This is a genomic window from Sphingomonas sp. SORGH_AS_0438 (assembly GCF_031453475.1).
Classification (GTDB): Bacteria; Pseudomonadota; Alphaproteobacteria; order Sphingomonadales; family Sphingomonadaceae; genus Sphingomonas.
Genome location: NZ_JAVIZS010000001.1, coordinates 651,179 through 676,078, shown reverse-complemented (window position 1 = coordinate 676,078; position 24,900 = coordinate 651,179). Strand labels below are relative to the sequence as shown.

Here is a 24,900-nt window from a genome sequence, read left to right as displayed (position 1 = left end):
TGTATCGCGCCGGCGTTCTACCTGACGGAATGCCGGCGCTCTCTCGATCCCGGAGACCCGCCTCGTGCGAATGACCGCGCTGACCATCGCCCTGCTCGCCACCACCATGACCGGCGCGGCCACGATCACCGCCGCGCCCCGTATCCAGACGCCGGACACGCCGGTCGCGGCCGCCCCTGCCCCTGCCCCTGCCCCTGCCCCTGCCTTTGCGAAACCGAACATCCTCATCATCGTCGCCGACGATCTCGGCTATTCCGACCTCGGCGCATTCGGTGGCGAGATCCGGACGCCCAATCTGGATGCGCTGGCGGCACGCGGACTGAAGCTGACCGGCTTCCATTCCGCGCCGACCTGCTCACCGACACGGTCGATGCTGCTGTCGGGCACCGACAACCATCTCGCCGGGCTGGGCAACATGGGGGAGATGCTGACGCCCAACCAGGTCGGCCGGCCCGGCTATGAAGGCCATCTGCCCGACGATGTCGTCACCCTGGCCGACCGGCTGCACGACCTTGGCTATGCGACGCTGATGGCGGGCAAATGGCATCTCGGCACCCGCGCGGAAGACAGCCCCGCCCGCCACGGCTTCGACCAGAGCTTCGACCTCGCGCAGGGCGGCGGCAATCATTATGGGCTCGACCTGGCCAAAGACGGCAAGCCGGGCACCACCTATTGGGAAAACGGGCGCCGGCTCACCAGCCTGCCGCCGGGTTTCTACTCCTCCGACACCTATGCGACGAAGCTGATCGAGCAGCTTCGTCGCACCGACCCGGCCAAGCCCTTCTTCGCCTATCTGACCTTCACCGCGCCCCATTGGCCGCTCCAGGCGCCCGACGAAGACGTGGCGCGCTACCATGGCCGCTACGATGCGGGGTTCGAAGTGCTGCGCGCCCGCCGCCTCGCCAGGCTGAAGGCGCTTGGCCTGGTCGGTGCCAATGTCACCCCGCACGATCTCGTCCTGCCGCCCGGCCGCCGCTGGGCCGACCTGTCGCCGGCCGAACGCCGGGAACAGGCGCGACTGATGGAGATCTACGCCGCCATGGTCGACCGGATGGACCAGAATGTCGGCCGGGTCATCGCGCACCTCAAGGCGACGGGCCGGTACGACAATACGATCATCCTGTTCACCGCCGACAATGGCGCGGAGGGGATCGACATCGCGCGCTCCGAACTCCCGGAATTCCGCGCCCGCGTGGCCAAGGCGGACAATCGCTTCGACAATCTCGGCAAGCCGACCTCCTATGCCGGCTACGGCCCCGGCTGGGCACAGGCGGCGACGGCGCCGTCATGGCTGTACAAGGGCTATACCACAGAGGGCGGCACCCGCGTCGCCGCCTTTATCGACTGGCCGGGCGCGCGGCGGACCGGCGTCAGCACGACCTTTGGCACGGTGATGGACGTGGTGCCGACGCTGGTCGAGGCGGCGGGTGGGACGTGGCAGGGCGCGCACTATGCCGGACGCCCGGTCCAGCCGGTGCGCGGGCGAAGCTGGCGCCCCTATCTGACCGGTGCGACCGACCGGGTACACGCGCCCGGCGAGGCGATCGGCAGCGAATTGTTCGGGCGGCGGGCGGTGCGCCAGGGGGACTGGAAGGCGGTGAACCTCGGCGATGCGTGGCGACTGTTCAACATCGCCGACGACCCGGGCGAAACGAACGACCTCGCCACGCAAGAGCCGGCGCGGCTCAGGACGCTGATCGCCGCCTGGGAGGCCTATGGCCAGGAAACCGGCGTCATCATGCCCTCCGTCCCGAGCCGCTATCCATGATCCGGGTGGCCTTGATCGCCGTGCTGGTCGCAAGCGGCCTGCACGCCGATGCCGCGCCCGTCGCCGCCACCAGGACCTCGCCGTCCTGCGCCGGCAGCTTCGCGGATGGCAGCGTCCCTGTGCCCGCCACGCGCTTCCTGATGGGCAGCGACGCCTTCTATCCGGAGGAACGGCCGCGCGTCGCCGTCACCGTCCCCGCCTTCGGCATCGACGCGCATGAGGTGACCAATCGCCAGTTCGCCGCCTTCGTCGCCGCCACCGGCTATCGGACGGATGCCGAACGGCCCGGCGGGGGCGCGTTCGTCTTCTCGCCGCCGCCGGCCGATCGGCCGTTTCTCGCACCCGATCCGGCAACCTGGTGGCGTTTCGTGCGCGGGGCGGACTGGCGCCATCCGCATGGACCGGGCAGCGACATCGCCGGTCATGCCAACGATCCCGTGGTCAACGTGACCTTCGCCGATGCCAGCGCCTATGCGCGCTGGGCCAGCCGCGCGCTGCCGACCGAGGAACAGTCCGAAGCCGCCGCCCGGATCGGCGTCCGCGATCCCGACGCCGCGCCCGAACGCCACGCCGCCAATTACTGGCAGGGGCATTTTCCCCTGCACGACACCGGTGCCGACGGATGGATCGGCCCCGCCCCGGCGGGCTGCTTCACGCGCAGTCCGATCGGGACCTACGACCTGATCGGCAACGTCTGGGAATGGACGCGCAGCTGGTATCTGCCCGGGCACGGCGCCTTCGTCACCGGCGACGGGACGCCGGGCAATCCCAGCTTCGACCCCCACCAGCCGCAAGCCCGTGCCCGCGTCATCAAGGGCGGCTCGTTCCTGTGCGCCGCCAACTACTGCGCCCGCTATCGCCCCGCCGCCCGCCACGCGCAGGACGAGACGCTCGCCGCCTCGCATCTGGGCTTCCGCACCGTCAGCCTGGCAGCCCCCCGATAAGGCATTGGCGCAAAGCCCTTCTTGGGGCCGACCAAGGCCACAGCGTTTTGCATTGCTCCCATGGTCCGGCATGGCATGTCGCCATGACCATCGATCTCGCCATTCTCTACGAACATCCGCAATGGTTTACGCCGCTGTTCGCCGCGCTCGACCGGCGCGGCGTCGGCTATGAGGCGCGGACCCCGCGTACCGCCTTCGACCCCGCCGATCCCGCCCCGCCCGCCCCCGTCATCCTCAGCAGGCTAGCGATGTCGGCGTTCCTGCGCGAGGCGGAGCATCCGATCTTCTGGGCCCAGGCGCTGCTCGCACGCTGGGAATTGTCCGGCGCGCGCGTGCTCAACGGCACCCCGGCGCTCGCGATCGACACGTCCAAGGCGCGGCAACTCGCGCTGATCGCCTCGCTGGGGCTCGCCATCCCCGCGACCCGCGTCGTCCACCGCGCCGCCGACGTCCCCGCGGCGGCGGCCATGATCGGCTTCCCGCTGGTGGTGAAGGCCAATATCGGCGGCGCGGGTGCGGGCATCACCCGCTTCGACGACATGGACGCGCTGCGGGCCGCCGTCGCCGACGGCACGCTGCCGACCAGCATCGACGGCGTCCTGCTGGTCCAGGACTATGTGCCCGCCCGTGACGGCACGATCACGCGGATCGAGACGCTCGACCGCGCCTATCTCTACGCCATCGACGTCGCCGGGGGTGGCGCGTTCGACCTGTGCCCGGCCGATGCCTGCCAGGTCCCCGGCAGCGCGATCACCATGACCGCGACCGAGCCGGCCGCGCCCTTGCGCGATGCGGCGGAGCGGATCGCCCGCGCCGCCTCGCTCGACCTGGGCGGGGTCGAGGTGATGATCGACGATCGCGACGGCACGCCCCGCTTCTACGACGTCAACGCGCTGTCGAACTTCGTCGCCAGGCCCCTCGACGTGCTGGGCTGGGACCCGCACGATCGGCTGGTCGACCGGATCGTCGGCTGGATCGAGGAGGCACGCTGATGCGCTACGGATTCTGGATGCCGGTGTTCGGCGGCTGGCTGCGCAACATTCCCGACGAGGGCATGGACGCGAGCTGGGCCTATGCCAAGGCACTCACGCAGAATGCCGAGCGCTGGGGATATGACCTGACGCTGATCGCGGAACTCAACCTCAACGACATCAAGGGGATCGAGCAGCCCGCGCTCGACGCCTGGTCGACCGCCGCCGCGCTCGCCGCGGTGACCGAGCGGCTGGAGCTGATGGTCGCGGTACGTCCGAATTTCCACCATCCCGCGCTGTTCGCCAAGGCGGCGGCCAATATCGACCGGATCGCCGGGGGCCGCCTGTCCCTCAACGTCGTGTCGAGCTGGTGGGCCGACGAGGCGCGCCAATATGGGCTGCAATTCGACCAGCATGACGATCGCTATGCGCGCACCGCGGAATGGCTGAGCGTCGTCGACGGCCTGTGGACGCAGGAGCGGTTCAGCTTCGCGGGCCAGTTCTACACGACCGACGCGGCGATCTGCGCGCCCAAGCCCGTCAAGCGGCCGATTGTCTATGCCGGTGGCGAAAGCGAGGCCGCCAAGACGATGATCGCGGCGCGATGCGACGCCTATGTCATGCATGGCGATCCCGTCTCCGCGATCGCGCCGAAGATCGCGGACATGGCCGGCCGTCGTCGCGCCGCCGGCGGTCCGCCGATGCAATATGGCATGGCCGCCTATGCGATCGTGCGCGACAGCGAAGCGGAGGCGAGGCGCGAGCTGGAGCGGATCACCACCGTCACCGACCTGCCCGCGGGCTATGCCAATTTCGACCAGTGGCTGTCGGGCACGCAGCTGGAGCGCGAACTGAAGCTCCAGGAATATTCCGTGTCCAACCGGGGCCTGCGCCCCAATCTGGTCGGCACGCCCGAGCAGTTGAAGGAACGGATCGCCGAATATGAGGCGGCGGGCCTCGACCTGCTGCTGTTGCAGATGAGCCCGCAGGCGGAGGAAATGGAGCGTTTCGCCGCGCAGGTGATGGGTACGACCGCCCTGCGGGCCACCGCCGCGGCATGAGGGTCCCTGCCGTCGGCCGGATATTGGCGGGCCTGATCGCCGGCTTGGGCCTGGGTTATCTGGCGGGACCGGACAGCGTCGCGCTGCCCGCCTTGCAGACGATCGGCGGGGTCTGGCTCGACGCGCTGCGCATGCCGATCATCCCCCTGGTGTTCGCGCTGGTGGTGACCGGCCTCGGCAGCGGATCGGGTGCGGGGGGATCGAGCCGGGTCGCGCGCCGCGCGATCGGTGCGTTCGTCCTCTTCCTCTCCGCCTCCGCCATATTCGGCGTCGCGCTGGGTTCGGCGATGTTCAGCGGATGGCAGGTGACGGGCCTGGACGCCGTACGGGGGACGGGCGGCACGCTGCCCGACCTGCCGCCGCTCGGCGAGACGCTGCGCGCCTTGGTGCCGGTGAACCCGATCGCGTCGGCGGCGCAAGGCGCGATCGTGCCCGTCGTGCTGTTCGCCCTGCTCTTCGCCATCGCGCTCCGCCATATCGACCGGTCGCGCGCCGCCGCGATCGCCAATGGCTGTCAGGGCATCGCCGATGCCTTGCTCGTCATCATCGGCTGGGTGCTGCTCGTCGCGCCCCTCGGAGTCTTCGCGCTCGCCTTCGACGTCGCGGCGCGGAGTGGCTTCGCGGTGGGTGCCCTCCTCCTCTGGTACGTCGTCGCCCGCATCGTCGGGGGTATCGTCCTCCTGGCGGGGTTCGTCCTGCTCGTCGCGGTCGTCGCGCGCACGCGGCTGCCGACCTTCCTGCGCGCGGTGCTGCCCGCGCAATCGGTCGCCTTCAGCACGCAATCCTCGCTCGCATCGCTGCCGGCCATGCTTGAGGCGACGCGCACGCTTGGCCTGCCCGCGCGGCCGGTGGGGACGGTGCTGCCGCTCGCCGTGGCGCTGTTCCGGATCAGCGCCCCTACTGCCATCGGCCTCGCGACGCTCGCGCTGGCGCGGCTCAACGGCATCGAGCTCGGCTTGGGCCAGCTCGGCCTGGTGGCGCTGCTCGCGGTGCTCAACAATCTCGTGATCGCGGGACTGCCGAACCAGATCAGCTTCTTCGCCGCCTATGCCCCCGTCGCGCTCGCCGTCGGCGTGCCCATCGAACTGCTGCCGCTGTTCCTCGCCGTCGACACCATCCCCGACATGTTCGCCACGGCGGCCAACGTCACCGCCGACGTCGCCGTCACCCTGATCCTGACCGAAGGCGCGACGGAGGAGGCGGGCGAGGCATTGGTGGCGAACCGATCGTCTCCATGACCGCGCGGGCGGCCGAAAGGCCAGCTATGCCGCCGACGATGTTTGCTAGCGTTTAATTCCTACTATATTGGTGGATGATCTTCATCGGAGGAGGTCCGCCATGACATGCACACTCGGCGACACGGTGCCGCGGCCGTCCCGTAAAGGGACGCCGGGCGACACGGGAGCGACCGATTGGCCGACATTGGCGATCGCCGCGCTGATCTATGGCGGCTGGCTGGCGCTCACCTGGTGGCATGCGGCGCTGCCGACAGCGGCGATCGTCGTCGCGGGCGGTTGGCTTATCGCCTGGCACGGCTCGCTCCAGCATGAGACGATCCACGGGCACCCCACGCGCTGGCGTGCCGTGAACGAGGCGATCGGCGCGGTCCCGCTGTCGCTCTGGCTGCCCTATGGCCTGTATCGCGACAGCCATGTCGCGCATCATCGCAGCCCGCACATCACCGACCCGCTCGACGATCCGGAGTCGCGCTATGTCGCGACCGGACGCGGCCTGCGCCATGCCGTGGCGCGGGTCCAGGCGACGCTGCTCGGGCGATTGCTGATCGGGCCGGTCATCGCCGTCCTGGCACTGGCCGCCGACGAAGGGCGACGGTTGCGGCACCGGCCGGCCCGGGTCGCCCGCGACTGGCTGCCCCATCTCGCGCTCGTCGTGCCGATCGTCGTGTGGCTCGAATGGACGGGGTTCGGCCTGCTGCGCTATATACTGCTGGTGGTGTATCCGGGACTGTCGCTGACGCTGCTGCGCTCCTTCGCCGAACATCGCGCCGATCTGCCGGGTCCGAGCCGGGCCGCGACGGTCGAACATGCCGGGCCGCTCGGCCTGCTGTATCTCAACAACCATCTGCATGCTGCGCATCACGATCGCCCGGACCTCGCCTGGTATCGCCTGCCGGCGCATCAGCGGCGTCACCATGCGCGCCTCTCCGCCCAGGCGGGACGCGTCTATCGCAGCTACGGCGAGATCGTCAGCCGCTTCGCGCTGACGCCGCACGACGTACTGGTCCACCCCGACCGGCAGACGCGACGGTGAGCGGGCCCGTCGCATCGCTCGGCATGTACGACCATCCCGGCCAGCGCGCCGCCAACGACGCGCTTTGGGCCGAAGTCGCCCGGCATCTGCGCGGGCATGGCATCGCCGCGCCGGACGCCCTCGACCGCGACCGGCCGGTCGAGGCGATCTGGCGCGATCCCGACCTGTTGCTTGCGCAATGCTGCGGCTATCCGCTGGTCGCCGATCCCGACCTCGCGCTGCGCGTGATCGCGATGCCGCATTATACGCTGCCCGACTGCCCACCGGGGCGCCATTACAGCCGCATCCTCGTCCGTGCCGATGATCCGGCGAAGACGCTCGCCGATTTCACGGGGCGCAGGGTGGCGATCAATGCGCCGCTGTCCAACACCGGCGCGAACCTGTTACGGGCCGCGGTGGCGCAGGTAGCGTCGCCCGACGGCTTCTTCGGCACGACGATCACCACCGGGTCGCACCGCGCGAGCATCGATGCGGTCGCCAGCGGCCGCGCGGACATCGCCGCGATCGATGCCGTCACCCATGCGGTGATCGCACGGGACGCACCGACCGCCCTCCTGGCTTTACGGGAGTTGGCGACGACCCCCCAAGCGCCCAACCTACCCTTCGTCACCGCCCGCACGACACCGCCCGCGGTCGTCGCCGCCCTGCGGGATGCGCTGCACGCCGCCATGCGTGCACCTGAGCTGGCGACAGCCCGCGCCGCGCTGTTCCTGACCGACGTCGTGCCGGCCTCCATCTATCGTTACCATATGCTGCGTCGGATCGGGCGCTCGGGACGACCGTCAGCTTGAGGTCGGGCGCGGTGGAAGAGCACCTGCCCGCCACAACCCCGGGCGAAGCGCAGCGGATGGCCGCGATCGATGCCGATGAATCAGCCACAGCCCTATTGCCGCCACTCAGGCCGACAGACGGTGCCACGTAGCAGCCGTTTCTGCGATCACCTGCTTATCGCCCCATGAGCCGAAGCGATCGGCCGTTCACGCGGTGGCTGGACGGCCAAAGTGCGCGCGCCCAGCGATGTCGCCGGCCGTCCCCATGCGCTGATGCTGACGGCCGCCAAGTCGGCGACGTGACGGCAGCGCCCGCGACGCCCGAACAGGCGGCCGGCATGCGGCACCTCCTTGCTGACAGAGGCTCCGATGCCGACCGACTGCGCCGTTCGCTCCGTGACACTGGAGCCAGTTCCGTCATTCCCGGACGGCGAAACCGCAAACGCACCGTCCGCTACGACAAGGACAGGTACTGCGGCGGCCACCTGATCGAGAACGCCTTCTGGCTTTGTCCCAGCACGGCTATTTCAGGCTTTCCGCAAATCATTCCGATCCAGCGCGGACAATTACACATCAATTACATGAATAGGTCACTCGACACCAAGTTGATTGTTCCGAAAATATCGATCCGGAAATCGGCGATCATATCACCATCAACGTCGCTATAGAGCGATGTAACCCCCGGCGCTGTCGTGGAATCATATCGCAACTGGCCGATCTCGCCGGAGAAGTCTTTATTGCCGATAAACGAGAATGCCTGATCGCCCGATGAAATCAGATTTGCATCAAGCGTGGACAGATCGATCTTGTCCGTACCAGACACAAAATCCATGATGAGATCCGGGTTGGTGACGGTGCTGTCCGTCAGCAGGTCGAAATCGAATATGTCCGCGCCGGCTGCGCCCCATAGCGTATCCTTGCCGCTGCCGCCCCGGATCGTGTCATTCCCGTTCCAGCCGTCGATCCGATCGTCCCCGGTGGTGCCGGTGATCATGTCGCTCCCGTAGGAGCCGCGGATCGTGATATCGCCGACAAGCTTCACGGCGCTCAGGTTCAAGGTCTGACTGTTCCAGCCATAGCTCAGCGCCTGGGACTGGGCTTCGACGACGACGCCGGTGAACCCGCCTGCATTGATCTCCTCGATGCCGACCAGATAGCTGCTCAGCGTGTTGCCCGTGCCCAAGGTCAGCCGCGCGTTGTTTTCCGCCGCTTGGACGATGTCATAGCCGGCACCGCCATTCATCCGATCGACCTGGCCCTGGGATTGGAAGAGAAGGATATCGTTGCCGTCGCCGCCATTCAGGACATCGTTTCCGCTATTGCCGCCAAATCCGCCGAAGAGGATGTCGTCGCCGGCGCCACCATTGAGCGTATCGTCCCCGTTGCCACCGTTGATGACATCATTGCCCGTGGTCCCGGTGATGGTGTCGGAGCCGATGCCGCCCTTGATCTCCGCGATTCCGGTCAGCGTATAGGAGGTGAAATCGAAATAGACCCCGAAATTGCCCGTCTGGATCGAGACGTTCGCGTAACCGCCGCCGCTAATGGCTTCGATCTCGCTCAAAGACTGCACGGCGATGACGGCATTGTCGGCATTGGCCACGAGCTGGTCATAGCCTGCGCCGCCATAGATATAATCCGCATCGGCCGCTGTCAGTCCCGCCCCGAACAGGAACTGGTCGTCGCCGGCATTGCCATATAGAAAGTCGATGCCGGTACTTCCGATCAGCCTATCGCCGGAGTCCGTTCCCCTGATGGTATCCCAGCCCGCGCCACCATCGATCGGCCCGGTTATGCCGACCAGCGTGGTCGCACTGAAATCGAGATTGTCGCTACCGGCGGTGCCGGCCAGCGTCACCCCGTTGAAGCCCCCGGCCGTCACGGTCTCGACATTGGCGAAGTAGGACAGGCCGATCACCACATCGTCGGCGGTCGCCGCCAGCGTGTCGTTGCCCGCGCCGCCATCCACCCAATCGCCGCCTTCCCCGGCACCGACCAGGATCAGGTCATTCCCCGCACCGGCGGAGATGGTATCATTGCCCAGGCCGCCATGGATGATATCCGCACCGGCCCGCGTCGTGATGACATCGTTGCCGGCCAGTCCCCATGCGGTCCAGTTGTCGTCGGACACCGCGACGAAGGAGTCGGCGTTCGCCGTGCCCGCCGCCACATTCTCGCTGATGATGTTGTTGGCGGCATTGCCGTCCCCGTCGCGCGGCGCGGTAGGCGCGACGTTGGTGACCTGGATCGTGAACGTCGACGTGGCGCTGTAATCCAGCCCGTCAAAGGCCTGGACCTGGATGACATGGCTGGCGGCGGCTTCATAGTCGATCAGGCTGCCATTGGCGACCGAGACCACCCCGGTCGTCTGGTTGATCGCGAAACGCCCGCCCGCATTGTCGGTCAGCCGATAGATGACGCTGTCACCGGAGTTGGAGTCGGTCGATCGCGCGGTGACGCCGACCAGGCTGCCGGTGGCGGCCCCTTCGGAGATCGTGTTGGTCGAACTGGACCCATCGGTCGGGGCGAAAGGCGCGATGTTCGACAAGGCGACCAGGTTGACGGTCTGATCGGCGAACTTCAGGCGTTCGATCGAGGTAAAGCTGACCGTTTCTCCGTTTATTTTGCTGCGAATGCTTCCGCTCTCGACAATGTAATCGTCACGATACCCCGAAAATATAGCCGTGTCGGTCCCTGCGCCGCCATCAAAGCTATCATCCCCTCCGGTATGTCGGATCGTATCGTTTCCGGCATCGCCATAAATGTTGTCGACGCCGGACGTGCCGGTGATATCATCGAAGCCATCGCCACCCCTGATGGCGGTGATGTTGGTCAGGGTCACCCCCGTCAGATCGATGATGTTCAATCCGGAATCGCCGGTGATACCGACGCCGGTGAACGTACCGCCGCTGATTTCCTCGACCCCCTGGATACCGGCGATACCGATCTGGACGTTATTCTCTTGCGCCACGATATGATCGATCCCGGCACCACCGACAAATGTGTCCATCCCCTCCGACTTCCCCACCTCGAAAGTGTCGTCGCCGTCTCCGCCATCCAGTAGATCGTTGCCGGTCCCGCCCCGAAGCACGTCTTTTCCGCCCATGCCGTATAGCGTGTCGTTGCCTGCATTGCCTTCCACGGTTCGGCCGGTGTCGTTGTCATAGATGACGTCATCGCCACCCGCGCCTCGGACCGCATAGATCCCCGTCACCTTGATCGGACGCAGGTCGATCGTGTGCGCGCCCTCATTGCCGATGATCCGCGCGGTGGATACCCCTCCGGCCAGCGGCGAGTAGATTTCCTCGATCGAGTTCAGCTCGCCGACGACGATGTCGACCGAGCTTCGGTCCGCCTCGATTCCACCTCGATAATGTCATATCCCGACCCGCCATAGTAATTGTCGTAATAATTGTCGGCCCAGAACTCGACCCAGAACGTGTCGTCGCCGGATCCGCCATAAAGCTGGTCGACCCCCTTGCCGCCATAGAGATGGTCGTTCCCGTCGCCGCCGAACAGCGTATCGTTCCAATCTCCACCATGGAGATCATCGTCACCGCCATAGCCGTTCAGGACGTCGTTGGACCGGCCATCGGGGTCCCCCCACAGACTATCGTTACCGCTCGTGCCGTTGATTCTGGCCATATCTCTTCCCCCGGTTGAAATTGACGTTCGGAATGACTGTTGAGGTTAGCATTACAGTTGCGCTCTTGATGATGTTCTGAATCAATGGGTCACCATGACAAGGAGGTCGTGGTGACGGGAGCATCGATCGAGGCGACGCTGGAGCTTTGGGCATCGTCGCTGCGCGAGGTGAAGGCGCGGATGCAGCCATTGTTCAGCCAGGCGCGTGTTGCGGCATCGGCGAACAGTTTTCTGGATGGCTTGCTGGGCGACGAGCGCCGCAAGACCGGGTGGATGCGCGCCGAGGCGGCGGGCGATGCCGGGCCATGGCGGCAGCAGGCAATCCTGGGGCGCGGGCGGTGGGATGCGGATGCGCTGCGCGACATCGTGCGCGATTATGCCGTCGAACATCTTGGCACCGATGATGCGGTGCTGGTCATCGACGAAACCGGATTCCTGAAGCAGGGCAAGGCGTCGTGCGGCGTGGGGCGCCAGTACACTGGGTCGGCCGGCAAGGTGACCAACTGCCAGATCGGCGTGTTCGCCGCTTATGTCTCGGCCAAGGGCCATGCTTTCGTCGACCGTGCGCTCTATCTGCCGAAGAGCTGGACCGCTGACCCGGTGCGCCTGGCGGCCGCGCATGTGCCGGAGGGCACGGCTTTCGCGACCAAGCCGGCGCTGGCGGTGAAGATGATCGAACGGGCGATTGCGGCCAGCATGCCGTTCGCCTGGGTCGCGGCGGATGCGGTCTACGGCGTCGGCGACATCGAGCAGGTGCTGCGCCGTGCCGGCAAGGGCTATGTGCTGGGCGTGAAGGGCGACCATCGCTTCGGCTCGTGGGGCCACAAGCCGGTCGTCGCGGGCACCGCCGCGCAGATCGCAGATGACCTCGATCCGACTGCATGGCAACGTCTGTCGGCGGGCCAAGGCACCAAGGGCGAGCGCGTCCATGACTGGACCTACTTCGAACTCGCCGACCTCGCAGCCGACGAGTACGTCGATGGTGCAATCGGGACATGGACCAGGGGCCTGTTGATACGGCGCCACATTGCCAGTGATGACCTTGCCTTCTTCACCACTTGGTGCCCGGCCGGCACGACCATCGAAACCCTCGTCGGCGTGGAAGGGCATCGCTGGGCCATCGAGGACAGTTTCGAGACCGCCAAGAACGAACTGGGCCTCGACCATAACGAGACCCGCTCCTGGCATGGCTGGCACCGGCACGTCTCGCTCGTCATGCTCGCCTTCGCGATGCTGGCGGCCATCCGTACCCGCGCCAATGCCGCGCCCCCAAAAAGACCTTGGACGAAACCACGGAACTGATCCGCTGGTCCGTCCAGGAAATCCGCCGTATCGTCATCCGGCTGGCCCAGCGGCGCATCGAGCCTCGTCGCGTTATCGCTTGGTCATGCTGGCGACGCGCCCACCAAGCCGCCGCTCAACGGTCACATGTCCGATCAAGAACGCAACTGTAATGCTAGGCGACCCGCGCGCCTAATTTGAGCGGAACGCGGTCCCGTTGAAGATTGCGGCGGTGATGTCCTCGCCCTGCCGCATCACCGCGAAGGTGGAGGTTTCAGGGTCGAACGACATCGAATAGCCCCCCGCGATCCTGCCCAATGTGAAGCCGGTCATCTTGAAATGGCCGGTAGCCATGGTGAAGGCGCTGCCTTCCAGGCCGAAGCGATCAAGCGACGCTGCGCTGTTCTGCGCGCGACGCGTCGCCGCCGCGTCATACGCCTTCATGTTCGCGGTGATTTGTTGAAGCGCCTCCTCGCCATGGTCCCGGCGAAGCTGCTGCCGGACTTTCGGGTCGTCATAGACGACCGACGAACCGGCACCGCCGGCATCATACCGAAAGTCGTTGATGGTCCGCACGGCATCGATCAGCGACTGTGGCGCGCCCCCCGCCCGGTCGAGCGCCTCCTCCATGTTGCCCTGTTGCGTTGCCAGGATCTTCTGGGATTTTTCGTACTGGGCGCGACTTTCCAGCATGCGGGCATCCGCGGCAGGCAAATCTCTTTTTAGCCGTTCAAGCCAGATTCTCTGCTCTTCTTCGCTTTTACCGTGTTTTTTTGCCCACGGAATATATTGACTCCGATGGTACTCGATACGCTCTTCCAACGTGAACGATCGAGTGCGCTCTATCTCTTTGGCTTCGTCGGAAAGCTCGACCACAACGGCTGGCCCGAACGTATCGCCCTGAGCCGCGCCATCGCTCGTGCCTTGCGCCGAGGCCGATGCAGCTTGCCGGGTCGCGGAGGTGGCACCGACCGCCGTGGAAGGTGTTCCCGCGTCATGGGAAATGGCCGTCATCGATGTCATCGCCTTGTCCTCAATCATCGGCAAGGCGATCGTCTGGAGGTCCAAACAGCCTTGGCCTTATGCCTCAGGGTTCCACGATGCATGATCGTGGCGGTCACGGACTATATAGACCAAAATTTTGCAGAATTGTATTTATACACACATCAATTCACGATTGTTCGGCCTATGCGGCCGTCCTTATCTTTCATGTCACGGGAAATGCTGAATATAAAATGGCCTGACCACCAATTCTATCCAAAGGACATGCCCGGATATTCAGCCCCGTTACTATGATCCGTTTTGGACATTATCGCCATGTGCTTAGCGGTTGCGATCCGCTTCCGGGCGGAAGGCAGTCCCGTTGAAGATCGCGGCGGTGATGTCCTCGCCCTGCCGCACCACCGCGAAGGTGGAGGTTTCAGGGTCGAACGGCATCGAATAGCCCCCGGCGATCCTGCCCAATGTGAAGCCGGTCATCTTGAAATGGCCGGTAGCCATGGTGAAGGCGCTGCCTTCCAGGCCGAAGCGACCGAGCGCCGCTGCACTGCTTTGCGCGCGAAGCGTCGATGCCGCATCGACTGCTCATCGTACCGAGGCCGATATGACCTGCCGGGTCGCGGAAGTGTTTGATCCCAGCGATTGATCGTGCGGGGATCAGACACCTAGAGCGATCAGTCGATCGGGCCCGTGCGAGGATCGCAATCTACGCCCGCAATAGCAGATCGTTCGTCGACGACGGCACATCCCCGGCCTTGTGCATCGTATTGATCGAGATGTGCGGCCATTTCAGGCCTGCGAAATCGAGCATGACGATCTGGAGATATTGGAGCCGCAACTTGGGATTCCCGTTCGCATCCGTCTCGGCGAGTTCCTGCAGCCAGAAGATCGAGCGCATCGCCGTGGCGTCGGCATGGTCGACGATGAAGGGGATGTTGCGGATGCCGCCAGTGGCGGTCGCGGTATCGACGTCTAGGACGGTGGTACGGACGATCTCCACGCCCGTGTTGGCCTCCCGCAACAGTTCCGCCGGTCGGGTCGGATCGAACAGCTCCCTGAACGGATGATCGTGGAAATGCTTATAGGGCTCCAGATAAGGAGCTTCCAGCGCCGCATCGACCTGTGCGTTGGACAACGGCTGGACCTTGAACGGCAGACCGTTGATGTCGGGAATGACGGGCGCGCCCTCGATCACCTTGCTGCTGCCCAATGCCGTCAGCGAGTCGCCGTGCGGGATAGTCCCGAGCCGCGCTATATCGAGCCCGTCGTGGATTTGGTCGAGCATGTTGAGCCACAGGCCCGGTTCGTGGTGGATCGTGCTCCCGGGGTTCGGCAGGACAGGGCCGAGCTTGCCGCTGTGCGGGAAATCATCGGTGGCGATCTGGCGGGTAACCTGCTGGTAATCCAGCGCGACCACCGACTGGTCGGCGTCCTTGCCCTGGGCATCGATGCCGCGATTGGGGACGCCCTTGTCGACCAGCGTGAATGCCAGCGTCTCGTCATATTGGTTGAGCAGCAACCGGTAGTTGTTGGGCGGGCTCGCAAATGGCACCGCGATCATGTTCCACCCGCGGCCCTCCAACCCGTCGTCGTTCGTCCAAATGCCGGGCAACAAAGCGAGCGGCCCCAGCAATTCGTCCCCCGGCGTCGCCGTTTGCAGCAGGCGTGCGCCGTCCTTCAGCGCCATCAGCGCGTCCTTCGCGAGTATCATCCTCAACTCCCGTCCTTGTCGATGTGCGAAAAACCGTGCGGCGTCAGATGCCCTCGACCAGCAGCCGCGTGTCGGGCAACGTCTTGAGCCGCGGGATCGCCAATTCGGGATGCGCCATCCGGGTCAGCGCGTTGAGCGCCGAGGCGATCGCCCCCTCCTGCCAGCCGGGCAGCGAGCTGATCTGGTCGCCGATGACGAAGAACACCGGGGGCGAGGCCTTTCCGGTCTGTCCGACGATGCCCGACCCCTGGCTCAGCGCGTTGAAATGGGTGGTCGCGTCCTCACCGACCGCCTGCCAATAGGCCCAGCCGCCCTTGATATAGGGCATGTTCTGCCACGCGATCGCGACACCGCGCCCCAGGCCGTCGCCGAAGGGCGCATTGAGCTGCCGCGCGCCCTCCCGCGCCATCCGGAGCCGCTCGGCCACCGGCGTCTTGCCCCAGCGACAGGCGACCTCACCGAAATTATAGGCCCCGGTCAGCGTTCCCTTGCGATCGTGATAGCCGGTCGAGGGATACCAGATCTGTACGATCTCGTGCGACGTCCAGCTGATCCCGCCGAAGATCGGCACGACGCCCTCTTCGCTGGCGGGCGCGACCATGGTGGTCAGCCCCCGCTCGGCATCATGCTCGTGCGTGATGAGCCTGCCCTGCCACAGCGTCCGGTCCCCCTGCCAGCCGACCTTGGTCGTCGTCGCCAGGAACTTGTCCTGATACTCGTCCTTGCCCTTATTCTCCACGACGCGCGGGCGCGCCTGCGCGGCGAAGACCGCGGCAAGCCCCTGCTGAAACGGTGCCTCGAGGCCGCCCGTCTTCCCCTGACGCAGGGTGGGCGACAGCAGCTTCTCCAAGAATGGCATGGCGATGTTGGAGAAGCAGTAATCCGCCCGATATTCGGTCGTCTCCGTCGTCCCGATACGGGCGACCTGGACGACGAACTCTTGCGTCTCGGCGTCCCAGTCGATCGCGGTCACCGGGCTGTTCAGATGGATCGTCCCGCCCAGCTCGGCGACCTGTCGCGCAAAGGCGCGCTGGACGTTGTCCATGCCGCCCACCGGCTGAAAGATCGTCTGCTGCCACAGGAAATCGTTCGGCTGGTAGAAACGGGTCTGCGCCCAATATTCCGAATCGAGCAGATCCTGCAGTCGAATCGCCTTGGCGATCTCGCCCACCGACACGCCCGGCAGTTCGTCGAAGCCGGCGCGCGAAATCGCATTCTCGAACCCCTCCTGCCCCGCCGTCGGTGCATAGAGCCCGTCCGCGTTCAGTTCGCCGAACGTCACCATCAGGCTACGCAGCTTGTCGGTGAGCGCCCCGCGGTCCTGCACGGGAATCCCCATTTCGGGCGCGGCGAGCAGTGCCTCGGCATGGCCGTAGACCATCTGCGCGATCCAGCCGCGCAGATTATGGTCGATCTGCCGATAAACCTGCGGCTGATCCTTCAGGGGCCCCTCGCCCATATGGACCAGGTTCGACATCGAGTTCATCACATAGACTTCGACGTCGACGCCGAACTCGCGCAGATAGTTGAGCAAGCGTTTGTGCGACGAAGGGATTCGCCCCGGTCCCGCATTCAGATACGGCTGCGAGTCGCCCACCGGCCATTCGAACCGCACGACCTGCGTCTCACCGGGCGTCGACCCGAACAGTTCGTCGTCGACATCCTCGGTCAGCGTGTCACCGGTGCGTAGCGTCAGGCAGCGGCCGCCGGTACGGTTCTGCGCCTCGAGGACGGTCACCGCCATGCCGGTGCCGTGGACCAGCAGTTCATAGGCCGTGGTCAGCCCGCCGACACCCGCCCCCAGAACCAGCGCGCGCTTGCCCGTGAAACTCTCCGCCTCCAGCTTGACCGGGCCTGGGGTCATCAACCTTTGCTGGTCGGTCGCCATCGCCAGTTCCGCCCAAGCCGATGCCCGGGGGTGAGACCGCAAATATTCCGCGCGACTGATCTTGGTCGACATCATGTTCTCCGACGACAGAAGTCAGGCAGTCTCGATGATCGGCAGATTATTATGACGATACGGTGGCATGGCCGTCATTACACAGCTTCGCCACCCGCTTGACTACTCGCCTTTCACGATTCGCCCCTCGCACTCATCTTGCGTAACGCGTCTTCCAAATCAATATGGATTCCCATGACCCGGCGATTCACAATTTGATTATATCATCCAAAATGGCGATATCATATTTTTAAAGCATTCTATCTGCTTAATTAGACATGCCAAGTTGAACTCATTTACATATTATTGATGATATGTAATATATCCATTATTGATCAAGTTTATCCAAGGCAATGATCGCATGCCACCTGTTTCGGCGATCGTCAGCGGCAGCAGCGTGTTGCGGAGAACGGCGACGGTGATCGCCTCCCGCTCGCCCCTCAGCCCGGAGGATTGCGTTCAATCCGGTCCGGTTGCCCGGTCCATTGTCGAAATTCGCTTCTTCCCCTTGGCAGCGGTTTTGGTTGGATTCGTGCCGCGAGGCGAGACTGCTCACCTGTCTTGACCATGCCGGATCGCGCTACGGACCACCGGAGTCATCGTGGCGATCCCATCAAGCACTTGGCCTACAACGCATCTTTCCACCCAATCATGAATAATGCACCGTCGAAAGCCGGTATCGAATATCCGGGGAGTCGGGAGAACAGCGTATACAATTCCAATTTCTCGGTCCGGAACCGAGAAACATGGTGACTTCCTAAAATCTGTCTTTCGCGGACGGTTTGCGAGAATTCCAAGCCTAGATGTACAGGCCGTGTTTGCGCCGTAATCCTCGTCGATGCTCACCCCATGCCGAGAGGGGAAGAGTTATGCGACGTTTCGATGGGTTTCTGTTGGTACTCGCCTTGTCGGTCCTACCGTCGGGTGCATCGGCCGCTCCTGCCCAGCACCCCGTCACCATCGATGATGTTCTGGCCATGGAACACGTGGAAAGTGCAAGCTTTTCGCCTGATACCGAATGGGCTGCGGTCGTCGTGCGCCGTGCCGCCGCTGCCGACGAAGTCTATGGTCGTACCGCCTTCGAAACCGATCCGGGACGCAGCGACGTCTGGCTGGTTTCCAACAGGACGGGTGAGCGCCGACAGATTACCGATGGGAAGAGCATGGCAGCCGGCTATTGGTGTGCGACATGGTCACCCGATGGCCGCCGCCTCGCGATGCTGTCGACGCAGCCGGAGGGCTCCGAACCGCGCGGCGGCGACAATGTTCACCTGTACGTCTGGGATCGGGATAGCGGGCGCCTCCGCCGGCAAGACATTGGCGCGATGATGACGCAGACGCATTACGGCAGTCCGATGACGGTGCCCGACATGCGCGGCGGTGCCGATCGGGGCACGCTGCCGCATGCCTGTAGCCAGGATGAGAACGCCCCTTTCCTCTGGCTCGACAATGACCGTCTACTTGCGGCAACCTTGCCCGTGTGGCAGTTCTCCGGCCTGATCGACCAGTTCGGGCGTGCGCCGCGCATCGTCGCCCGAGATGCGGCTCGGGTCCGTGAAGGTCGGGTGCCGACCGGCGTCGCCTTTGGCAGCGGGGCTGCGACGGTTCCCGGCGACCCTGACAATCACGCTGTTCTACGTATCATCGACGTTGCCGCCGGCGCCGAACGCGACGTTGCGAAGGTGCCTGTCTTTCCGTTCTTCGGCACCACGAGCGTCGCGGTATCGCCGGACGGACATCGTCTCGCCATCCTGGCCACGACGGCGGCCTTGCCTCCGGCCGACGGCAAACGACGGCCGTTTGCCTATGACGACATGTGGGCCGTGCAACGCCGGTTGGCATTCGTCGACCTGCGCGGTCAAGGCGCGCTGGATTGGGTCTCGCTGCCCCCCGATGCCCGCTATCCGCTCGAACTCTATCACTGGTCGCCCGACAGCAAGCGGATCGTCCTGCGCGCACGGTCCGACCCGTTCGCGGATCAAACCCAACTCTATTTGGTGCCGGCGTCCGGTAAAGATGTGCGCCGGATCGGCAGCCGCCCGGTTGCCGTGGATAGCGTCCGTACCCGGCTGACCGAGGAAAGCCCGGTCGTCTGGGTCGATGCCGACCGATTGCTGGTGCGGATGCGCGACGACAAGAGCGGTTCGGCATGGTGGCTGATCGGCCGGCATGGCGAGAAGCGGGTTGCGCAGGGTGCCGGCCCGGTGCCGGATGTACTGCGCCGCAACGCGCGCGGGGCGGTCATCGCTGTCCAGCAAGGGCAGATCGTTACGCTCGATCCTTCGCGTGCCGCCTTCACGCCCGTCGCGCGCCTTGCCGATGACGCACAGCTTGTCTGGCCCCGCGATCCGGCGGTTCCGACCACGAAGCTGCTGGTGAACCAGCGCGGCGGGAATGGCGGCGGGTTGCGCATTGTCGATGCCGTATCGGGTGCAGGAACTGCACCACCGCGCGGGGTCGTCGGCGAAACGCTGGATGTGTCGTTTGCCAATGCCAGCATGTTGATGAAGGAGGAGGCGCGTGATGGTCTTGTTCTGCGCGGCATCGACCTCGCGGCGGGGCAACAGCGCGACCTGATGACGCTCAACCAACATCTGCGTTCTGTCGATTGGGGCGAAGAGAAGCTCGTCGAATATCAGGATGCTGACGGTGCTCCGCTCAAGGCCGGCGTTCTCCTGCCCCCCGGCTATGACCCGACGAAACGTTACCCGACCCTGGTTTGGGTATATCAAGGCTATCAGGTGCATTCGCTCGAAGCGGATTACTTCCTCGATCCGTATATGCCGGGACTATACAATCTGCGGCTCTATGCCGCGCATGGCTATGTCGTCGTCGTTCCCTCCATGCCGCTACCGCCGTCACCAGTGCGCGATGAACCCTATGCCCTGGCGAGTAAGCCGATCCTTCCGGCCATCGACCATCTGATCAAACTCGGCATCACCGATCCGGACCGATTGGGCGTGTTCGGACAGAGTCGCGGCGGGTATACGGTCGCGGCCATCCTGACCCAGACCGATCGTTTCAAGGCCGGAGTTGCGCTGGCCGGCCTCTACGACCTTGCATCGGATTATCGTACCGTCGATCCTGCCGGCTATGGGTGGCCGGGCATCGGCCATCAGAAAAGCGTCAATCGGGCAATCCACGAACAATTCGGCCGGTTCATGCCGCCGTCAAAGGATGCTGCCGGCTTTGCACGCAACTCCCCGCTCAGCTATGTCGACAAGCTGAAGACCCCGCTCCTAATCGTGCATGGCGAGGCGGATATCCGCGGCAACCCGCATCAGGCTGAACAACTCTTCAGCGCCCTCTACGAACAGGGCAAGACCGCGCAATATGTCCGCTATGGCGGGGAAAGCCACAGCCTTGCCCAATCCCCCGCGAACGTACGCGACATCGTCACCCGCACGATCTCGTGGTTCGATCGATTCTTGACTGATACGCCCACCGAGACCTCCGGTCTGACTCCAAAGTAGGAGGGTTCCTAGTATGCACGTCGACGATGATCGAGGACATCAACACGGTCGCTGAGAATGTCGTCATCTTCGATCGACGCCGGGGCAACAACAAGACGATCGATGACTTCACCTTCAGGAACATCGCAGGCGGCGCGGGCCGGATGAACCGCTACTTTATCGGTAAGGTCTTGATCCCGCTGGACGGCATCGACCTGCTGCCGTTCGAACGCGACCTCATCGAAAACGTGCGCCACTCGCTCCCGCCCCGTGCGTTTACATCGGTGGGCGGTCTTAACAGAGTGAGGCGGATACCGCCACGCGCGGCCTGACCCGGTTGCGGCCATTCGCTGCCCATTTCAGGTTCTGCAACAGCGGACGTTGGTTCATCGGGCACCATCTATCGCCAAAGGCCGCAGAATAAGGCAACGAGACGGCATGAACCGTCTCGCCTTTCTTGCCCTTGCTTTGGCGGGACTTGCCTGGGGGCTGGGCTTTCCGCTCGGCAAGGTAGCACTGCGCGAACTCGATCCGGCGCATATGGTGCTGCTCCGCTTCATCGTGGCCAGCATCGTCGCCTTTCCGTTCGCCTTTGCCACGCAGGAGGCCCGTGCGCTGTTTCGTTCGCCGCCAGTGCTGCTGGCGGGTGCGCTTTATGGATTGGCCTTCGTGATCCAGTTTGAGGGGCTGGCCGGGGTCACCGTCACTCTTGCTGCCCTGCTGGTCGGAGCAATGCCCGCGCTGATCGCAATTTCTGCGTATCTGATCGGCGAACGTGTCACGCGCGCCTCGTGGATCGGCGTCGTTGCAGCCACTGGTGGCGCGGCTTTGATCGCCGGCAAGCCGGGTGGTGCCGGCACGGTGATCGGCATCGCACTCTCATTGGCATCGCTACTGATCTTCCTGGCGTGGCTGATGGCGCTAAAGCGCGTGCCTGCGACGCGATCAGCGATGTCTGTACCTGCCGTCACATTGATTGTGGCGACGCTCACCGTGCTGCCGATTGCGCTTCTGCTACATGGTGCTCCCCCACTCGCGCTGAGCCCAGCCGCCTGGAGCGGGATCATCGGGCAGGGTCTCCTCTCCACCTTCCTTGCCACCGCCGCGTGGCAGTATGGCGCGGCCCGCGTGGATAGCGCCAGTGCAGGCGTGTTTATAAACATTGAGCCCTTGATCGGTGCCGCGCTTGGCATCGGCCTGTTCGGTGATCCGGTGGGGTGGCCTGTCATGCTGGGCGGAATGCTAATTGTGGTCGGCAGCATTGTCGTCGTTCGCGGCGAGCGCCCCAACGCTAGTCATGCAGCGGACGCTACGCATGGTCTGTCAATGGACTAGGTCCTGTAATCCATATCCGGCCATTCGTGGCCACTCTTCGGCTTCCCAGCTTCGGCCGTTTTCGTCATTATGCTGCACCCTTCCGATGCTTCCACTGCGAATGATTGTGCAAACGAATTGATCCGGCATCCTCGCCGTCCTTGCGCATCCTGCCCGGCCGTCGCTCACCCGCTCCGGTGCGTCTGCAATCGTCGATTCAGGAGCAGCGCTCGGACAGACCGTCGGACTTGCCGATCTGATGGCGGAAGGATTCGATCCCGTCTTCGGGCCTATCGATCATGCAGCGTTCACCGCATCTGACCCGACCGGCATGACATCCCGCCATCAATCGCGCCCACCACCCGCTCCCGAAGATCCTGTGACAGCACCCGCAGTATCCGTGCCGGCCTCCTGACCCGGCTCGAAACCTGAATCGGAAAACCGCCCCCGTGTGACTCCTTAACGATCCAGAAGGGGCGGAAACCGCTCCAGCTTCTCGCCTGAAGGCAAGATCGAGGGGTGTTGGCCTTGGTATGACCCTGCTCGGGTGGGCGATCGCGCTATCCCGTGATCGATCTCGGCGCAGTCCGCTTCGGGTTTGCCAGTTATTGCTTTATTCCACCGGTTCGATAACGACCGCGGCGTCCGGTGCCGCCCCGGTGGCGAAACGCTCGGTGACCTTCCAGGCTTGGAGGTCGACGATCGCCACATGATTATCTTCGAGCGAGACGTAGAGCGTGTTGCGGGCAAGGTTCAGGCCGGGCGCACCCGTGCCGAGTGGCAGCCGCGCCTCCTCGGAGAGCGTGACGGGATCGAGCCGCGATAAGCTTTTGTCGGCAACGTTCGAAACGATCAGCCGGCCATCCGCCTGCGTCACGACACGAACCGCTTCGCCGCGCATCGTCCGCCGCGCGCGTTCCTTCAGCGTAGTGGCGTCGAGCGCGTGGATCGTCCCGCTCGGTCGGTCGATCACATAGAGCGTCCGCTCGTCGGTGCTGAGAGCCATCCCCTCGGGCGCAGAGCCGATCCGCTTGCGCACCGGCATAACCTCCATGTTGTCGGGATCGATCATGATTACCGCGCCGCTCAGCGTATCAGCGACATAGGCGCGCGCTCCATCGCGACGCACGACCAGATAGTGGCTGCGCACACCGCCGACCGGGATCAGCCGCGAGGGCGCCTTGTCTCGGACCGGATCGTCGAAGCGGATCAGCACGCTGTCCTTTTCCGACAAGACGTACAGCCGGCCGCGATCATCGACGCGCACCGCATGCAGGCGTCCGAACGGCGCGAGGTCTATCGTTCTGACAAGCGTCCGCCGTACGAGATCAATGATCCACAGCTCGCTGCCACCGGCGCCTGGTGCCTTCCAGCTCTCTACGCCGTAATGGCCGACGAAAGCGTAGCGCCCGGTGCGATCTGTGACGATCTCGTGCGGCTGCGTGCCAAGTTCCACCGCACCGATGCGAGTGCCGCCAGGTAGCGCGTAGAAGGCGACGCGACCCGCGCCTTTCTCCACGAGCGCAAGCGTGTTGCCAGTCGAGATCGATGATACGGTTCTAGCTACCGCGCGCGCACCGAGCGCCGTGGCTGCGACGAGGCCCCCTGCGAGCATCCACAAACCCTGGCGACGATCAATACGCGACATCTGCTTGGTCTCCATAGGCACTCGATCACGCGTTTCGCCCCGCAGGCGCTGTTGGCAATAGCCTGCGTGTTGCCTTCGGCCTCCGCGAAAGGAATTTCGAAGGTCAGCGTGTGATGAACTTGTCGACGAACCACGTGACGACATGATCGATCAGCGCCGGCTGAAACCATGGATCGTCCCCATGCCCGGCCCCATCCACCACCACATAATCCACCGCCGCCCCGCGTTTACGTAATGCCGTTGCCATCTGTTGGCTCTGCAATGGTGAGACGAGATCGTCGTCACGGCCATGCATCAGCAGCAGCGGGGGCTTCGTCCCTTCCAGATGGCCGAGTGGGCTGGCCGCCAGGGCCTTGGCCGGATCGCTGCCGATCGTCGCTCCGGGGAAATCGCCAAATGCCACGCCATGGACTAGCAATGCTTCGGTCGAGGCGGTCGAGGCATGGACCTCGCCTATTTCGTCGGAAAATCCTGCTCCAATGTTACGCAGGTCGGATATGCCATAAAGCGACACTGCCGCTTGTACCGAGGACGACGTGTCAAGCCCATCAGCCCGGTCAAAGTCGGCAGAGTCACCGGTCATCGCCAGCATCTGCGCCAGCCAGCCGCCGGCACTGTCGCCGATCACGCCGATGCGGTCGCGATCGATGCCATAATCATTGGCGTGCGTTCGCAAATAGCGGACCGCAGCCTTGCCATCCTCGAGCGGTGCCGGAAACACATCGGGCACGACACGATATTCGGCCGCGGCGACAACGAACCCTGCCTGCGCGAGGGCGAGGCGCATCTCGATGAACTTGCGGTGTGCGGCCGTCGTGAAGCCGCCGCCAGGCACATAGAGGATCGCAGGCTTCGGATTGGAAGTCCGCGGGACCAGCAGCGTCATTCGGAGCCCGCGAACGGCATCGATCTGCTTCACCTGGCGATAGATGACCTCCCCTACCTCGTCGATGCGGGGCCGGTCGGTGGCGATGGTCAGCGTCATGGCCTCCGCGCGATCACCGGTTTGGGTCGATGAGATATCGGAAACCATGTCAGACCTTTCTACCGCTTTCCATGCTGTGCGATGATCGCGCTAAATCACCGCACCGCATCACTGGTTCCCGGAGTCCGCGACGTTCTAAGA

At 64.6% G+C, this 24,900-nt stretch carries 18 protein-coding genes and 1 pseudogene; 11 read left to right on the top strand and 8 right to left on the bottom strand.

All coding sequences use genetic code 11. The features are described 5' to 3' along the window. Positions 1 to 106: 106 nt before the first annotated feature. The 7 genes from QE452_RS03230 (at position 107) to QE452_RS03200 (ending at position 7,806) form a co-directional block, all read left to right on the top strand. Positions 107 to 1,768 carry an arylsulfatase gene (locus QE452_RS03230; RefSeq protein ID WP_405052786.1) on the top strand — a complete coding sequence of 554 codons (1,662 nt, stop codon included), beginning with the start codon at positions 107 to 109 and terminating at the stop codon, positions 1,766 to 1,768. Beyond that, positions 1,765 to 2,712 carry a formylglycine-generating enzyme family protein gene (locus QE452_RS03225; RefSeq protein WP_309660382.1) on the top strand — a complete coding sequence of 316 codons (948 nt, stop codon included), beginning with the start codon at positions 1,765 to 1,767 and terminating at the stop codon, positions 2,710 to 2,712. Before QE452_RS03230 ends, QE452_RS03225 begins: the two co-directional genes overlap by 4 nt. An 83-nt stretch (positions 2,713 to 2,795) precedes the next feature. Continuing rightward, the gene (locus QE452_RS03220) at positions 2,796 to 3,704 is read left to right on the top strand and encodes an alpha-L-glutamate ligase (RefSeq protein WP_309660381.1); all 909 of its coding nucleotides are present in this window, start codon (positions 2,796 to 2,798) and stop codon (positions 3,702 to 3,704) included. Next, on the top strand, positions 3,704 to 4,744 hold the full coding sequence (locus tag QE452_RS03215; protein WP_309660380.1) for an LLM class flavin-dependent oxidoreductase: 1,041 nt from the start codon (positions 3,704 to 3,706) through the stop codon (positions 4,742 to 4,744). Before QE452_RS03220 ends, QE452_RS03215 begins: the two co-directional genes overlap by 1 nt. Then, entirely contained in the window at positions 4,741 to 5,982 is a 1,242-nt protein-coding gene (locus QE452_RS03210) for a cation:dicarboxylate symporter family transporter (RefSeq protein WP_309660379.1), read from the top strand. The genes QE452_RS03215 and QE452_RS03210 overlap by 4 nt, the downstream gene beginning before the upstream one ends. A gap of 100 nt (positions 5,983 to 6,082) precedes the next feature. Further along, the gene (locus tag QE452_RS03205; protein WP_309660378.1) at positions 6,083 to 7,015 is read left to right on the top strand and encodes a fatty acid desaturase; all 933 of its coding nucleotides are present in this window, start codon (positions 6,083 to 6,085) and stop codon (positions 7,013 to 7,015) included. Next, positions 7,012 to 7,806: a PhnD/SsuA/transferrin family substrate-binding protein gene (locus tag QE452_RS03200; protein ID WP_309660377.1), complete on the top strand. Its 795-nt coding sequence runs from the start codon at positions 7,012 to 7,014 to the stop codon at positions 7,804 to 7,806. Before QE452_RS03205 ends, QE452_RS03200 begins: the two co-directional genes overlap by 4 nt. 556 nt (positions 7,807 to 8,362) lie before the next feature. On the opposite strand, the gene QE452_RS03195 is transcribed toward QE452_RS03200, so the two are convergent. Continuing rightward, complete coding sequence (locus QE452_RS03195) at positions 8,363 to 10,999, bottom strand: M10 family metallopeptidase C-terminal domain-containing protein (protein ID WP_309660376.1); 2,637 nt, start codon at positions 10,997 to 10,999, stop codon at positions 8,363 to 8,365. Positions 11,000 to 11,100: 101 nt separating this feature from the next. Continuing rightward, complete coding sequence (locus QE452_RS03190) at positions 11,101 to 11,430, bottom strand: hypothetical protein (protein WP_309660375.1); 330 nt, start codon at positions 11,428 to 11,430, stop codon at positions 11,101 to 11,103. A 94-nt stretch (positions 11,431 to 11,524) separates the two neighbouring features. On the opposite strand from QE452_RS03190, the pseudogene QE452_RS03185 reads away from it, so the two are divergent. Further along, positions 11,525 to 12,732: pseudogene (locus QE452_RS03185) on the top strand (IS701 family transposase). Positions 12,733 to 12,903: 171 nt separating this feature from the next. Here QE452_RS03185 and QE452_RS03180 read toward each other — a convergent pair. The 4 genes from QE452_RS03180 to QE452_RS03165 form a co-directional block, all read right to left on the bottom strand. Next, positions 12,904 to 13,779 carry a hypothetical protein gene (locus tag QE452_RS03180; RefSeq protein ID WP_309729595.1) on the bottom strand — a complete coding sequence of 292 codons (876 nt, stop codon included), beginning with the start codon at positions 13,777 to 13,779 and terminating at the stop codon, positions 12,904 to 12,906. Between the two features lie 255 nt (positions 13,780 to 14,034). Beyond that, a complete protein-coding gene (locus QE452_RS03175; protein WP_309660522.1) occupies positions 14,035 to 14,211 on the bottom strand; it encodes a hypothetical protein in 177 nt (58 codons plus the stop codon). Between the two features lie 205 nt (positions 14,212 to 14,416). Beyond that, complete coding sequence (locus QE452_RS03170) at positions 14,417 to 15,421, bottom strand: heme-binding protein (RefSeq protein ID WP_309660521.1); 1,005 nt, start codon at positions 15,419 to 15,421, stop codon at positions 14,417 to 14,419. A gap of 43 nt (positions 15,422 to 15,464) precedes the next feature. Further along, positions 15,465 to 17,285: an FAD-dependent oxidoreductase gene (locus QE452_RS03165; RefSeq protein WP_309660520.1), complete on the bottom strand. Its 1,821-nt coding sequence runs from the start codon at positions 17,283 to 17,285 to the stop codon at positions 15,465 to 15,467. Positions 17,286 to 18,229: 944 nt separating this feature from the next. Between QE452_RS03165 and QE452_RS03160 the strand changes: the two genes are divergently transcribed. The 3 genes from QE452_RS03160 to QE452_RS03150 all read left to right on the top strand — a co-directional run bounded on the left by QE452_RS03160 (position 18,230) and on the right by QE452_RS03150 (position 22,147). Continuing rightward, positions 18,230 to 20,833, top strand: coding sequence for a prolyl oligopeptidase family serine peptidase (locus tag QE452_RS03160; protein ID WP_309660519.1), 2,604 nt, complete (start codon positions 18,230 to 18,232; stop codon positions 20,831 to 20,833). Positions 20,834 to 20,859: 26 nt separating this feature from the next. Next, entirely contained in the window at positions 20,860 to 21,144 is a 285-nt protein-coding gene (locus QE452_RS03155; RefSeq protein WP_309660518.1) for a hypothetical protein, read from the top strand. A 106-nt stretch (positions 21,145 to 21,250) separates the two neighbouring features. Beyond that, complete coding sequence (locus QE452_RS03150) at positions 21,251 to 22,147, top strand: DMT family transporter (RefSeq protein WP_309660517.1); 897 nt, start codon at positions 21,251 to 21,253, stop codon at positions 22,145 to 22,147. A 592-nt stretch (positions 22,148 to 22,739) separates the two neighbouring features. Here the strand turns inward: QE452_RS03150 and QE452_RS03145 are convergent. Continuing rightward, entirely contained in the window at positions 22,740 to 23,789 is a 1,050-nt protein-coding gene (locus tag QE452_RS03145) for a PQQ-binding-like beta-propeller repeat protein (protein ID WP_309660516.1), read from the bottom strand. Between the two features lie 88 nt (positions 23,790 to 23,877). Then, positions 23,878 to 24,807 carry an alpha/beta hydrolase gene (locus QE452_RS03140; RefSeq protein WP_309660515.1) on the bottom strand — a complete coding sequence of 310 codons (930 nt, stop codon included), beginning with the start codon at positions 24,805 to 24,807 and terminating at the stop codon, positions 23,878 to 23,880. Between the last annotated feature and the right edge of the window lie 93 nt (positions 24,808 to 24,900).